Origin of the sequence: Bacillus sp. GZB, from assembly GCF_001975995.1 — a bacterium.
GTDB lineage: Bacteria > Bacillota > Bacilli > Bacillales > Bacillaceae > Bacillus > Bacillus velezensis.
Genome location: NZ_MTQG01000016.1, coordinates 504,463 through 518,730, shown reverse-complemented (window position 1 = coordinate 518,730; position 14,268 = coordinate 504,463). Strand labels below are relative to the sequence as shown.

Annotated in this window: 14 protein-coding genes; 4 read left to right on the top strand and 10 right to left on the bottom strand. The window is 47.7% G+C overall.

Annotation, left to right across the window (positions count from 1 at the left end; genetic code table 11):
• Positions 1-51: 51 nt before the first annotated feature.
• Positions 52-576 (top strand): NAD(P)H-dependent oxidoreductase, encoded by a 525-nt coding sequence (locus tag BXO87_RS08380; RefSeq protein WP_003151320.1) that lies wholly within the window; start codon positions 52-54, stop codon positions 574-576.
• Between the two features lie 124 nt (positions 577-700).
• On the opposite strand, the gene BXO87_RS08375 is transcribed toward BXO87_RS08380, so the two are convergent.
• From BXO87_RS08375 to BXO87_RS08330, 10 genes are all read right to left on the bottom strand, one after another.
• Positions 701-1,234 (bottom strand): SH3 domain-containing protein, encoded by a 534-nt coding sequence (locus BXO87_RS08375; RefSeq protein ID WP_076851308.1) that lies wholly within the window; start codon positions 1,232-1,234, stop codon positions 701-703.
• A 60-nt stretch (positions 1,235-1,294) separates the two neighbouring features.
• Complete coding sequence (rbsB, locus tag BXO87_RS08370) at positions 1,295-2,212, bottom strand: ribose ABC transporter substrate-binding protein RbsB (protein ID WP_038460100.1); 918 nt, start codon at positions 2,210-2,212, stop codon at positions 1,295-1,297.
• A 13-nt stretch (positions 2,213-2,225) separates the two neighbouring features.
• A complete protein-coding gene (gene rbsC, locus BXO87_RS08365; RefSeq protein ID WP_012118605.1) occupies positions 2,226-3,197 on the bottom strand; it encodes a ribose ABC transporter permease RbsC in 972 nt (323 codons plus the stop codon).
• Complete coding sequence (locus tag BXO87_RS08360; RefSeq protein ID WP_038460098.1) at positions 3,187-4,680, bottom strand: sugar ABC transporter ATP-binding protein; 1,494 nt, start codon at positions 4,678-4,680, stop codon at positions 3,187-3,189. Before BXO87_RS08360 ends, rbsC begins: the two co-directional genes overlap by 11 nt.
• Before the next feature lie 16 nt (positions 4,681-4,696).
• Positions 4,697-5,092, bottom strand: a complete 396-nt coding sequence (gene rbsD, locus BXO87_RS08355) for a D-ribose pyranase (protein WP_020956442.1) — start codon at positions 5,090-5,092, stop codon at positions 4,697-4,699.
• Positions 5,089-5,970 (bottom strand): ribokinase, encoded by an 882-nt coding sequence (gene rbsK, locus BXO87_RS08350; protein WP_038460096.1) that lies wholly within the window; start codon positions 5,968-5,970, stop codon positions 5,089-5,091. The genes rbsD and rbsK overlap by 4 nt, the downstream gene beginning before the upstream one ends.
• Entirely contained in the window at positions 5,963-6,952 is a 990-nt protein-coding gene (locus BXO87_RS08345; protein WP_076851307.1) for a LacI family DNA-binding transcriptional regulator, read from the bottom strand. Before BXO87_RS08345 ends, rbsK begins: the two co-directional genes overlap by 8 nt.
• A 93-nt stretch (positions 6,953-7,045) precedes the next feature.
• A complete protein-coding gene (locus BXO87_RS08340) occupies positions 7,046-8,179 on the bottom strand; it encodes a Ger(x)C family spore germination protein (protein ID WP_053104039.1) in 1,134 nt (377 codons plus the stop codon).
• Positions 8,169-9,260: a GerAB/ArcD/ProY family transporter gene (locus BXO87_RS08335; protein WP_007407517.1), complete on the bottom strand. Its 1,092-nt coding sequence runs from the start codon at positions 9,258-9,260 to the stop codon at positions 8,169-8,171. Before BXO87_RS08335 ends, BXO87_RS08340 begins: the two co-directional genes overlap by 11 nt.
• On the bottom strand, positions 9,250-10,719 hold the full coding sequence (locus BXO87_RS08330; RefSeq protein ID WP_015240716.1) for a spore germination protein: 1,470 nt from the start codon (positions 10,717-10,719) through the stop codon (positions 9,250-9,252). The genes BXO87_RS08335 and BXO87_RS08330 overlap by 11 nt, the downstream gene beginning before the upstream one ends.
• Positions 10,720-11,450: 731 nt before the next feature.
• On the opposite strand from BXO87_RS08330, the gene pgsB reads away from it, so the two are divergent.
• The 3 genes from pgsB to BXO87_RS08310 are packed head-to-tail and all read left to right on the top strand — an operon-like array spanning position 11,451 to position 14,263.
• Positions 11,451-12,632 (top strand): poly-gamma-glutamate synthase PgsB, encoded by a 1,182-nt coding sequence (gene pgsB, locus BXO87_RS08320; protein ID WP_003151337.1) that lies wholly within the window; start codon positions 11,451-11,453, stop codon positions 12,630-12,632.
• Positions 12,633-12,646: 14 nt separating this feature from the next.
• The gene (gene pgsC / locus BXO87_RS08315) at positions 12,647-13,096 is read left to right on the top strand and encodes a poly-gamma-glutamate biosynthesis protein PgsC (RefSeq protein ID WP_003151340.1); all 450 of its coding nucleotides are present in this window, start codon (positions 12,647-12,649) and stop codon (positions 13,094-13,096) included.
• A gap of 18 nt (positions 13,097-13,114) precedes the next feature.
• Positions 13,115-14,263, top strand: coding sequence for a CapA family protein (locus BXO87_RS08310; RefSeq protein ID WP_017418784.1), 1,149 nt, complete (start codon positions 13,115-13,117; stop codon positions 14,261-14,263).
• Positions 14,264-14,268: the final 5 nt, after the last annotated feature.

Here is a 14,268-nt window from a genome sequence, read left to right as displayed (position 1 = left end):
AACCGGCAAAGATTAGGTAAAATACAGTCAAAAGGGAAAGGTGTGGTAGCTGTGAAAGTATTGGTATTAGCGGTTCATCCTGACATGGACAACTCAGCGGTCAATAAGGCGTGGACAGAAGAATTAAAAAATCATGATGACATCACGGTCCGTGAGCTTTATAAAGAATATCCGGACGGGAAAATAGATGGGGAAAAGGAACGGCAGCTGTGTGAACAGTATGACCGGATCGTATTTCAATTCCCGCTGTACTGGTACAGTGCGCCTCCGCTTTTAAAAACATGGATGGATCATGTGCTGGCGTATGGCTGGGCTTACGGTTCCAAAGGAAAGGCGCTGCACGGCAAAGAATTGCTGCTGGCTGTTTCTGTAGGTGCCGGAGAGGATGCATATCAGGCAGGCGGGTCTAACCATTTTTCACTGAGTGAGCTCTTAAGGCCGTTTCAGGCAATGGCTAATTTTACGGGAATGACCTATTTGCCGGCTTTCGCGATGTACGGGGTTAGCAGCGCCGATGCTGCGGCTATCCGTGACAATGCCAAACGCCTGGCGGATTACATAAAGAAGCCATTTTAGAGTCGTATACATTCATCTTCATCCGACAATATTTCCTGAGAAATATTTCGAACCTTAGACGTTTCTGACTGCTCAAGAAAGAAAAAACGGATTTCGCGCTGAATTTGCGAAATCCGTTTTGATATTATGTCAGTTTTTGCAGATCTTTTGTGCTGATATATCCCGTTGCGCCCCCGTAATCGACAAGCGCCCAGCTGAAATCAATGCCGCCGCCGGCTGTCTTTTTCCATCCGAGGAAAGAAACGCTCGTGTTTTTGGCAAGGGAAGCTTTGACCGCTTGTTTGTCTGTATATACTTTTGTTTTTGCCGTCGTTTTTACGGTTGTTGCTTCTTTAACAATATAATGAGTAGATACAAATCCTGTTTTTCCGTTTTTATAATGTACTTTTGCCCAGTCAGCGTTCTGGAATGAAACGATCTTTAAGCTGTCGCCTAAATGAAGGGTATCAGCTCTCGGACTGGCTGATGATGCTTTTGTTCTGACGTTCAATGCTTCCGCGGAAACGAGATAAGAGTCAAGCGGGTAGCTGTACAGATCGTCAATTTTGACCGCTTCTTGCGCGTGTGTCTCCGGAAGAGGCGTTATTCCGGCAGCTGAAGCCGCTGATATTCCGGCTGCAAGGGTCAGAATGGATGCCGCTTTGGCTGTTTTCTTCATCTGTATCTCTCCTTTTACTTCATCCTTTCACGTTTTACCGGAAGTCTAAACATCGGCCGGTTATTTTTGTGTTTGAAGTTTCAATGGAGCGGAAATGGTTTTTTTGACTTTTGCTCCTTTGAGCACCTGCTCCGCCGCTTCGGCCGCCAGTTTTCCGATCAGCTCCGGCTGCTGGGCGACCGTGGCTGTCAGCTTTCCGTTTTTAATGGAAGAAATCGCATCTTTATTTCCGTCGAAACCGACGACCAAAATGTGTTTGCCCGAGCTGTTAATCGCTTCGAGCGCCCCGAGTGCCATTTCATCATTATGGGCGAACACGGCTTTGATATCCGGATGTCCCTGCAGCAGGTTTTCCATGACGGTCAATCCTTTTGTACGGTCAAAATCCGCCGCTTGCTTTGTTACGACATCCAGCTTTTTGTCGGCAATATGATGAAAGCCCGTTCCGCGTTCCCGTGTCGCGGATGCGCCCGGCACCCCTTGCAATTCAGCCACTTTGGCGCCTTTTCCGAGCTGATCGGCGAGGTAGTCGGCCGCCATTTCTCCTCCTTTGACATTGTCAGAGGCGACAAGCGTTTCGACTTTGCCGTGTTCGGCTGAACGATCAAGCGCAATGACGGGAATGCCGAGGGAATTTGCCGATTCGACGGCTGTTGAAATCGCTGATGAATCGGTCGGATTGATCAGCAGCGCATCGACTCCCTGCTGGATCAAATCTTCTACGTCATTTGACTGTTTAGATGAATCATTTTGAGCATCGACAATAATGACCTTCATGCCCCGTTTTTTGGCTTCCTTTACAACGCCTTCTTTTAATGAAACGAAGAACGGATTGTTCAATGTGGAGACGGAGAGCCCGATAGTGAATTCTTTTTTATGTTTTGTGTTTGACGGTTTTGCCCATTGTGGCGGTTCAAGTGAACAGGCGGACAGCAAAAACAGTGATAATGCCGCGATCGTGATGATGGCTTTCTTCATAATGGTCCTCCTACTATGCCGATTTTTTGCGGTCCAGCAGCACCGCGATTAAAATGACGATTCCTTTGACGACGAGCTGATAAAAAGATGATACGCCGAGAAGGTTCAAGCCGTTGTTCAGCGTACCGATAATCAAAACCCCGATCAGCGTACCGATGATGCGCCCTCGACCGCCGGACAGGCTCGTTCCGCCGAGAACGACCGCCGCGATGGCGTCCAGCTCGTATGATTCCCCGGCCGTCGGCTGTGCGGAATTTAAGCGTGATGTCAGAATCGCTCCCGCCAGCGCCGATAATAAACCTGTCAGAGAATAGATCATGATCTTGATGCGGGGCACTTTGATTCCCGATATCAGCGCCGCTTTCTCATTGCCGCCGATGGCGTATGTCCGGCGGCCGAACGGTGTTTTGTGCAGAAGAACCCACAGGGCCGCAAATGCAATCAGCATCGTAATGGCAGGTACGGGAATTCCGAGAAAATAACCGCGCCCGAATAATTGAAATGCGTAATTTGAACCGAGCCCCGTAATCGGATTTCCGTCCGTATAGACGAGGGTCAGTCCGCGAAAGACGGTCATTGTCGCCAAAGTGGCGATGAACGGCGCCATTTTTCCTTTTGTGATTAATAATCCGTTTATCATGCCGAGTACGGCGCCGATCACGCAGCCGATGATGACGGCTAAGATCGGGTCGATGCCTGATACCATCATACCTGCGACCAATGCGCTCGATAAGGCGAGGATGGCTCCGACAGAGAGATCAATGCCTCCCGTTAAAATGACAAACGTCATTCCGAAAGCAATCAGAGCGTTAATCGCAACCTGCCGAAGAAGGTTGAGAATATTGAGGGGTTCAAGAAAACTCGGGTTTAAAACGGAAACGATCAACACAAGAATCAGTAAGCCGAGAAACGGACCGAGTTTTTGCGTAAAGGTATGAATGGAAAATCGCTTTTGTTCAGTTGATGTCATTGGTTCAGTTTTCATACTGCTGCCCTCCCGTGGCAAGTGTCATGATGTGTTCTTGTGTGGCGCCGGCCGCATTGATTTCTCCGCTGATGCGCCCTTCGTGGACGACGATGATTCTGTCACTCATGCCGAGAATTTCCGGCAGCTCGGAAGAAACCATGATGATGGCGACTCCGCGATCGGTCAGTTCATTCATTAATGAATAGATTTCCCTTTTCGCGCCTACGTCGACGCCTCTTGTCGGTTCATCAAGGATGAGAACTTTCGGGCCGATTCCGATCCATTTGGCGATGACGACTTTTTGCTGATTTCCTCCTGATAAATGCCGGGCGGCGGTTTCCGGAGATGCGGTCTTAATGGTCAGACGCTTGATGAGCAGCTCAACGAACTCCGCCTCGCGTTTTCGGTCAATGATGCCTTTCGGAGAGAAGCTGGTCAGGTTCGGCAATGAGATATTTTCACGAATGGACGTATCCAGCAGCAGCCCTTCATCTTTGCGGTTCTCCGTAATCAGGCCGAGTCCCTTGCGGATGGCATCGTACGGACCCCGAATGCCGGTTTTTCGGCCGGAAATCCAGATCTCTCCGGAATCGAGCCGGTCAATTCCGAACAGCGCCCTCATGATTTCTGTCCGTCCGGCACCCATTAAGCCGGAAACGCCGAGGATTTCTCCGGCGCTCACATGGAAACTGATCTGTGAAAAGCTTCCTTTTTTTGAGGCGTTTTTCACTTCGAGCACCTTATCGCCGAGTGACGGCGTGCGAGTCGGATACCGATCGGTCAGCTCCCGCCCGACCATTTTTTTGACCACTTCATCAAAATTAGTGTCTTTAATATGCGCCGTATCCACAGTGAGGCCGTCCCGCATAATGGTGATCCGGTCGCAAATCGAAAATATCTCTTCCATTCGGTGCGAAATATAGACGATGGATACGCCGTCCCGCTTTAACGCCGTCATCACATCAAACAGTTTGCTGATTTCCCGTTCGGTCAGCGCCGCGGTCGGTTCGTCCATAATAATGACTTCGGCGTTTGTTATCAGCGCTTTGGCAATCTCAATCATCTGCTGCTGTCCGACGGAACATTGTCCGGCTTCCCGGTCAAGAGGAAGAGAGACTCCCAGTTTTTCAAGCTGTGATTTTGCTAGCGCTTTCATTTTCTTCGTTTCTAAAACGCCGAACGCCGTCGTCAGCTCTTTGCCGATAAAAAGGTTTTCAAGCACCGTCATGTCCGGCCATATATTCAGCTCTTGATGGATAAAGGCGATTCCGTGCTTTTCGGCTTCCTTTGGATTGGAGAAGCTCATATTTGTTCCGTTTATCGTAATGTTTCCCTTGTCGAGCCGGTAGAGCCCGGTGAGCAGATTCATTAACGTCGATTTGCCCGCTCCGTTTTCTCCCATTAAAGCGTGGATTTCTCCCGGCAGAAGCTCAAATGAGACGCCGGAGAGCACTTGGTTTTTGCCGAATGCTTTATGAATGTCTGTCATGCCGATGTGCATGCTGGATCCCTTCTTTCTAGAAAATCACACCCGCCTGCAGGATGCAGTTGGCGTATGGTGTCATTTCACCCGTTCGGATGACGGCTTTTGCTTTCTGTGTGAGCCGTTTGAATTCCTCGTGGGACATGTACTCGATCGTCTGCGCTGAGAAATGGCTTTCTATGAAACTTGCATTCTCAGGGTTTGCGTCTTTGATTTCAGAGGCGGCCATCACCTTTTCGACTGCCATCTCCCCGGCTACCAGGCTGGTCACGTCCCGAAAGGCGGGAACGCCCGCCGTTAAAGACAAATCAATTTTAGGGACGCCGTCAGGGACGGGGAGACCCGCATCGGCGATTGCGATGAGGTCTGTATGCCCGAGATCGGCTAATACTTTGGCAATGTGGCTGTTTAACATTCCGTGTTTTTTCATGACAGCAGCTCCTCAACTTCTTTTCTGGCCGGCATCCCGCCTTGGGCGCCGAAGTGCTGCACGGACAGGGAGGCGGCGCGGTTGGCAAACAGGAGCGCTTGTTCAATGTCCCGTCCTTCCGCGAGTGCGACGGCAAGTGCCGCATTAAAGGTATCGCCGGCTCCCGTCGTGTCGACCGCTTCTGCAGGGAAGGCGGGAACAAGCCGTTCCGCGGTGCCGTCTGAGTAGCGTACGCCTTGTTTTCCTTCGGTAATGAACAGTTTGCCGGGATAGCCGGCGAGCGCTTCTTCTTTCGTCCGGTCAGGAAATAAAATGGATGCTTCATGTTCGTTCGGCGTAAGATATGCGGCATCCTCAATCGTCGATTGTTTCAGCGGCCGGGCAGGCGCGGGATTCAGGATAACCGGAATTTGCTGCGCGCGGCAGTAGCTGCACACTTCTTCAACGGTTTCTTCAGGAATCTCCTGCTGGATCAGCACGATATCAATGCCGGGAAGTTTTGCCAGCGCACTTTTGGCATAATCGGGGGAGATGTCATCGTTTGCGCCTTTAACGACGACGATGCTGTTGTCTCCTTCTGCGAGCACAATATGAGCCGTTCCGCTTTTTTTATGTGTAACCGTTTCCATATAGTCCGTATTGACACCGTTTGCCTTCAGGTTTTCAATAATCGCTTTTCCGTAGCCGTCATTGCCTGCTTTTCCTACCATATATACGTTTGCGCCCAGGCGGGAAGCGGCTACGGCCTGATTTGCGCCTTTTCCTCCGGGCACAGTTTGAAAGTCTGTGCCCAGTACGGTTTCTCCGGCTTTCGGACGCCGTTCAGATGTGACGACCAGGTCCATAGAACAGCTTCCGATAACACAAATTTCACTCATGGTAATCATCCTTTCTCGTCGTTTGTCTTCTTATGTAAGTCACGGGCATTTGAATGGCCGTCTCTTTCGGCGGCTCTTTCTTTATCAATTGCAGCAGCAGGTTTGCCGCTTTTTTTCCCATCTCATATGCAGGCTGGCGGATGGTTGAAAGCGGCGGAAACAAAAGCCTGCTCTGCGGAATATCGTCGTATCCGATGATCTGAATCTCCTCCGGAACTTTTTTGCCGAGCCGCAGCGCCTCATGGAGGACGGCAGCCGCCGCAATATCGTTGCTGGCAATGACTCCGTCGGTTTCCGGGTATACTGCAAACAATTCTTCTGCTAAAACGGCAGCATCCTTGATGGAAAATGAAGCGGCGGAGATGACATTGAACTGAACGCCCGCTTTTTGCAGCACGTTAAGTGCGCCGTTAAAACGTTCCTGAGCGGTCGGAAGGTGGGCTGGGCCTTTGACAAGCGTGATGCTTGTGCTTTTGCCGCGAAGCATTTCCTCAGCCGCCCGTTTTCCGCCTGCCCGCCCGTCACTGAATACGGATGGGGCGCCTTCTTTTGTCCGGTCCAGAAATACGACCGGGTAAAGGCTGCCGCTGTATTCGGGAAGGTCGGGGTAATGGGTGGCCGCCAAAATACCGGCAACTTGATTTTGTTTAAATGTTTGCAGGTAGTCGAGTTCTTTTTCCAATTCTTCATCGCTGTTGCCGATGATCAGCCGGTATCCTTCCCGCTGCAACTCGTCTTCAGCGCCGCGGGCAAGCTGAGGGAAAAAGGGATTCGTAATATCCGGAAGCAAGAGCCCGACCAGTCTGGATTCTCTTTTATAAAGAGAGCGGGCAACTTCATTCGGATAATAATTCAGCTTCTCCATGGCAAGCATGACCTTCGTTCGTGTATCTTCATGCACGTAGCCGTTGTCATTGAGGACACGCGAGACCGTGGCAACAGAGACGCCGGCAGCGCCTGCGACATCTTTAATCGTTGCCAACAAACACTCCTCCTTCAACTATGTAACCGTTTACATAAAAAGAGTAACACGAATCATTTCGGTTGGCAACAAAAAAAGAGACCGGGGTCTCTTTTAGTTCACGATGCCGATTTGTGAGATATTCACTTTGATATCAGGGACGATCTCGATGGAAGGATAGACCTCACGCCAATTGAGCCGCTTGCCCCGCTCATAATAATGGGTTTGATATTTCCGGCCGATGCCGAGGATATCCGAGTTGTGCTCCTGAATATGGCTGATCACCGATCTGGCCTGGCTGTTCAAATTTGCTGAGGCTTGTTTGTTCATTTGGTCGATTGCCGTATAAGAATTCAGCTTGTCCTTTGGATATTCCAAGACGCGTGCATTCAGTTTTAAACGGATTTTCACTTTTATATGCTGCGGATCTGTATCTATAAATACAATCTTTCGCGTGGCATCCGTGATGCCGAGAGAAAGATAATTTTCAATATCCATTTTGTATTTGTCCCACAGCTTCAGATTAATATTAGCCGATTTATTAAATTGCCCGCTTAAAAGGGTCAGGAGGGTTGAATCCTGACCGAGCACCTCAGTCACTTTCCGCTGGCCGCTGAACAGGGCAGAACCCTCTATCTTTATCGTCTGTCCGTTAATCGATAAATAAGGTAGGGCGAAATCCTTATCAGCCGTCAGCATGCTTGAACGGATGGATTGCAAATTCTCCATGCTGATATTTGATTCCGCATTAGCGCTTGTTAATAAATTCGTTAAATACTTGCTGACGATCAATTTCTGCCGGACGATCAGCTTCAGCACTTCAATCGCCTCGCCGTCTTTTACAACCGCCGGATGAGCGAGAAGCGGGCTTTTCGGATCTCTGTAAAAGACATCGAGATAAGGAAAAAGCGGTTTTTCCGCCATTTTCTCACCGATTAATAAGACTCTTTGCTTGGACGTGTCAATGCGCTGGTCGACAAGCTTATCCAATTGAAACCGCGCTTCACGGATGGTGTGCCCGGAAGCGCTGAGCACCGTCGTAATGAATGAGCCGCCCGTTTCCTGTTCCGCCTGGGAGGACTGAACCTTCCGATAGGTGATGCCGATTTTATTTTTACCGTCATGATCAACATCAAGGCTTGCGGTCAGCACGAGAGAAATATCTTTCAGCAAATTTTGATCCCAGCAGCCCGCAAGTGTCAGGCTTGCGCACATGAGACTGATAAGAACCGCTTTTTTAATGCGCATGGCGGACACCCTTTTTGCGTACAAGGATAATCAATACCATAAACAAAGGAAACAAATACACAAACACAATATCGGAAATGCGGAAAAACTGATCCAGCTGCTGTATCGTTTTATCTGTGCTTGTGGCCCAAATAGACAGAAGGAAGACGAGCAGGGCCAGCGGATAAACAAACCGGCTGTGATCTTTTTGATTGAACAGCTTGGCAATGCCGGTGCTTGCCAAGTAAAACACGTTGGCCAGCGTTGAAAAGACGGTCACGAACCAAAACGTCAAAAAGAGCAGATCCGTCCGTTCGATAATTCTGAATGAAACGGTTTTTAACAGGTACAGCACAGGCTCCGGGATCATTTTTATTTCTTCGGGGCTGATTGTGACAAAGCAAGTAAGGGTGATATACAGGTAATAAAGGATAATCAAGATGTTTGAAATCGTCAGTATTTTGTAGCGCTGGCTGACGGTGCAGTTGATTAGGGGCCCGATCACGAGCGCCGCCTGAAAGCCGGTAATGCTGACAAGTGTTTGCTGCACCCCGGTAAGCATGTCTTTTGCGGTTCCGTGAAAAATCGGCATAATGTATGTGATATCGGCTTTTCCCAGCGTGTATAAAAGCGGCAGAGAGATCAGCAGCAAAAACGGCGTTAAAATAAAGCTGAACCTGGCGATCGCATTCAGCGGAGCCTGGGCGATATAGACAGAACCGAGGATCAGCATTAAGCTGATCACCCAATTCGGAGTCTGAGGGAGCACCCAGATATCCAATATCCGTGTAAATACAGAAAGAATGAGCGTGCAGAGAAACGCGAAATATAAAATATACAGCACCTGCACCCCTTTGCCGGCAAGTGTTCCGAACACCTCCTCCAGCATTTCGTACAGGTTCAGCTTCGGAAACCGGTGAAATAATATCATATACAGGCTGAATGTAAGCTGGACGAGCAATCCGGTAAGCAGAATGGAAATCCATCCGCTGCTTCCCGATTTCATCATCAGTAAATGGGGCAGCGCCAAAATGCCGATGCTGATCTGCGTCTGATTAATGAAAAACACGCCTTGAAGCCGGCTTATTTTTTTAGGCTTCATCTTTTCTCCACCCCCGAACATGTTTCATCTGCTTTGAGTCTTGCGGTCTCAAATAAAAAGGCCTTCTTTTAATAAACCAAGCCGGCAGCCGGATAAATGCATCCTTCAAGTCGCTGAAATGAAACGGCGTCAGAGATGATAAATAAGGGACGCCGAGTGATTCAAGCTTGCACAGGTTCATCAGAATAAGCCCGAAGCCGAGTGCAATGCCGATAAAACCGAACGAGGATGCCAGAAACATAAGCGGAAATCTGAGCGTTCGGATGGACGTGCTCATTTCATATGAAGGAAGCACAAAAGAAGAAACAGCCGTAACGGCTACGACGATAATCATCATATTAGAAATGAGTCCCGCCTGAACGACTGCGTCACCGATCACGAGACCGCCGACAATGCCGATCGTCTGACTGATCGGTCTCGGCAGCCTGATACCGGCTTCGCGGATCAGTTCAATCGTAATTTCCATAATCATGGCTTCTATCAGCGGGGGAAAGGGAATATCAACAATCGAATTTTTCATGGTGATAATCAGATCGTTGGGAATGACTTCAAAATGAAACGCAATCAGCGCGATATAAAAAGCGGGCAGCGTAATCGCGATCATAAAGGCGAAAAATCTCAGCACTCTTAAAAAACTGGCGGAAATCCATCTCGTGCTGTAGTCGTCCGGAGATTGAAAAAAGGAAAAGAATGTGATCGGCGCAATCAAAGCCGACGGACTCCCGTCCATCATGATCAGTACACAGCCTTCCATCACGCATGCTTTTGCTTTATCCGGCCGTTCCGTATGAATGATCTGCGGAAAAATGGAAAACGAATTATCTTCTATTGATTCCTCGATAATCCCGGGCGCAAGCACGCTGTCTATACGCAAGTATGACAGGCGCCGCTTCACTTCCTCCACAATCTCCGGATTGGCGATATTCTCAACAAAGATAACCGCAACTTTTGATTTGGCTCTTTCCCCGATATCCATATAATGAACGGAGAGATGGCGGTCCTGTATGTGAAACCGCAGCTGATGAATGTTCGTTTCCAAACTTTCCACAAACCCGTCATGGGCGCCGCGGACGATACTTTCAGATTCGGGTTCCATAATGGAACGCAGCGGATTCTGGCCGACGGAAAACAGCTTCGCTTTCCTCGATGCATCGCTGAGAAAAACAACCTGTCCTGCCAAAATCCCGTCAATGAGTTTTCTGATTTCATCCGTTTCCGCACTGCTGACGGCATTCATCGTTTCCTCAAGCGGGCCGTTCTGCAGGGTGTCGCTTAACAGAAACTCATTCAGCTTCTGTTCTTCTATCATCTGTTCAATATAAAAGAAAGCGGTATGACGGTCCTGCAGTTTGATCCTTCGTATTTTAAAATCACCGCAAACACACATCAGCTCCTGCATTTCCCGTACAGCCGATTCAAAATCGCCGGGAATCCGTTTGTTTTGTTTATCCGCAGACATCAGACCGCCTCCTTTCCTGGTTATCTGTAGTTTTCAGCGGGTATTCCTTTTTTATGCATTTTATAAAATAGAGGAGTTCCTCGATGTTTTACCAAGAACTTCACAATTATGGATGAATATTTCTTGAACGAATATAAAGATTTATTAAAATTATTTCAAAAGAGTGATAAACGTCCTGTAAATGGTTTAAAAGGAGAAAGGCTTTCCGCATATAAAATGTGTATTTCTTGTAAACACTCCGGACCCGTCTTTTTCTGTCATGTATCAGTCATTCCGCTAGTTATTTTGGAATGGGACTGAAAGCAGGATACGGGGGAAAAATGAATGACTTTAAGACCTTATCCTTAACAAAACAGGCAGTCTGCACACAGCGGACAGAGAGTCCCAAAACGTATGCGCAGTGCGAAAACCGCTGATACAAACGGGCTGGAAAAGATGGATTATCATTACATCTTTTTCTTCCGGAACGCGAATAGTTCCATTGGTCCAAATGAATTTCTGCGCGAAAATGTAAACGCATTCATTTTTCTTTTGAAAAATTGAAGTAAGGTTGAAGTCCTGCCTATTCCCAAAAAAAGCAATTCGATAATAGGAAGAATAGCGTCACTAATAGAGAAGTTTGGCTCAGTGAAAGCGGGAAGATTATGTTACATAATGCCGATTGAGAATTCATAGTGAAGCTATATACTGATGAATGAATTTATCAATACAGAAGGAGATGTCAAAAATCAATGTGGTTACTCATTATAGCCTGTGCTGCCGTACTAATCATCGGAATCATTGAAAAAAGGCGGCATCAGAAGAATATCGATGCTCTGCCAGTACGCGTCAATATTAATGGTATCCGCGGAAAGTCAACCGTAACGAGGCTGACGACCGGAATACTGATGGAGGCGGGCTACAAAACAGTCGGAAAAACGACGGGAACAGATGCAAGGATGATCTATTGGGATACACCTGAGGAGAAACCGATCAAACGGAAACCGCAGGGCCCGAATATCGGCGAGCAAAAAGAAGTAATGAAGGAAACCGTAGAACGGGGCGCCAATGCCATTGTCAGTGAATGTATGGCGGTAAACCCGGATTATCAGATTATCTTTCAGGAAGAACTCCTTCAAGCCAACATCGGCGTCATCGTGAATGTGCTTGAAGACCATATGGACGTCATGGGGCCGACGCTTGATGAAATCGCTGAAGCATTTACCGCGACGATACCGTATAACGGTCACCTTGTCATTACAGACAGTGAATACACAGACTTCTTTAAAGAAAAAGCCGCAGAGCGGAATACCGAGGTCATTATTGCGGATAACTCTAAAATTACAGATGAATACCTTCGAAAATTTGAATATATGGTCTTTCCTGATAACGCTTCCCTTGCGCTCGGCGTTGCCCAGGCTCTTGGGATAGATGAAGAAACGGCGTTTAAAGGAATGCTGAATGCGCCGCCTGATCCTGGCGCCATGAGAATCCTGCCGCTGCTCAGCACGAAGGAGCCCGGTCATTTCGTAAACGGCTTTGCCGCAAATGATGCATCTTCTACTTTAAATATATGGAAACGTGTAAAGGAAATCGGCTACCCGACAGATGAACCGATCGTTATCATGAACTGCCGCGCCGACCGTGTGGACAGAACAATTCAGTTCGCAAACGACGTGCTTCCGTACATTAAAACGAAGGAACTCATACTCATCGGCGAGACGACAGAACCGATCGTCAGAGCTTATGAAGAAGGCAAGATTCCTGCCGATACATTGCACGACCTGGAATATAAATCAACAGACGAAATCATGGACGTGCTGAAAACAAGAATGCAAAACCGTGTCATATATGGCGTCGGCAATATCCACGGTTCAGCGGAACCATTAATTGAAAAAATTCAAGAGTATAAGGTGAAACAGCTCGTTAGCTAGGAGGAAAAGGATAAATGTTCGGATCAGATTTATATATCTCACTTATTTTAGGCGTGTTAATCAGTTTAATTTTCGCGGAAAAAACAGGTATCGTACCTGCCGGTTTAGTCGTGCCGGGTTATTTAGGGCTCGTTTTTAACCAGCCGGTCTTTATTTTACTCGTATTGTTAGTGAGTCTTCTTACATACGTGATCGTCAAATACGGTTTATCCAGATTTATGATTTTGTACGGACGCAGAAAATTCGCAGCTATGCTGATAACGGGAATCTGCTTAAAAATCGCCCTTGATTTCCTTTACCCGATCGTACCATTTGAGATATCAGAATTCCGAGGAATCGGTATCATCGTACCGGGTCTGATCGCCAATACCATTCAGAAACAGGGATTAACGATTACATTTGCCAGCACGCTGTTCTTAAGCGGCGCAACTTTTGCCATTATGTTTGCTTACTACTTAATCTAATGTAAGGTGTGTCAAACGATGAAAAAACAATTAAGCTTTCAAGAAAAACTGCTGAAGCTGACCAAACAGCAGAAAAAGAAGACCAATCTTCACGTTTTTATCGCGCTGCCGATCGTCTTTTGCCTGATGTTCGTCTGCATCCTGACAGGGAAGGCGGAAACACCGAGTGTGAAAAGAAATGCCGATGACCTTGTATCAGCCTCATTCGTCGGAGATATTATGATGGGCCGGAATGTCGAGAAAGTGACAAAGCATAAAGGCACGGAGAGTGTCTTCCGTTACGCAAAGCCATTCTTCGAAGCATCCGACTATGTGTCGGGGAACTTTGAAAACCCGGTTACATATAAAAAGAACTACAAAGAAGCAGAAAAAAATATCCACCTTCAGTCAAACAAAGATGCCGTAAAAGTATTGAAGGACATGAATTTCACCGTTCTCACGGCAGCCAACAACCATGCGATGGATTACGGCCCTCAAGGAATGCGGGATACGGTTGAAGAGTTTTCAAAGCAAAATCTTGAACTTGTCGGCGCGGGCCTCACGCTGAAGGAAGCCGAGCAGAACATTTCGTATCAAGATGTAAACGGAATCAAAATCGCAACACTGGGTTTCACTGATGTTTCCGGAAAAGGCTTTGCAGCTAAACGAAATGCGCCGGGTGTGCTTCCGGCCGATCCAGAGCTGTTTATTCCGATGATTTCTAAAGCCAAAAAGAAAGCCGATCTTGTCATTGTTCAAACACACTGGGGACAGGAATACGATAATGATCCGAATGACAGACAGCGCCAATTGGCAAGAGCAATGTCAGATGCCGGAGCGGATATTATCGTCGGACACCATCCGCACGTGCTAGAACCGATCGAAATGTACCACGGCACTGTTATTTTCTACAGCCTGGGCAACTTCGTATTCGACCAGGGGTGGACAAGAACGAGAGACACGGCGCTTGTTCAATATCATCTGCAGAAAAACGGCACGGGACGCTTTGAAGTCACGCCGATGAATATTCATGAAGCAACGCCTGCACCGGTTAAAAAAGGCAGCATCAATCATAAAACAATCGTACGTGAACTGACGAAAGAATCGAATTTCAAGTGGAGCGTCAAGGATGGAAAATTAACGTTTGATGTGGATCACAGCGATATCTTAAAAAAGAAAGCGGAGTGAAAAAC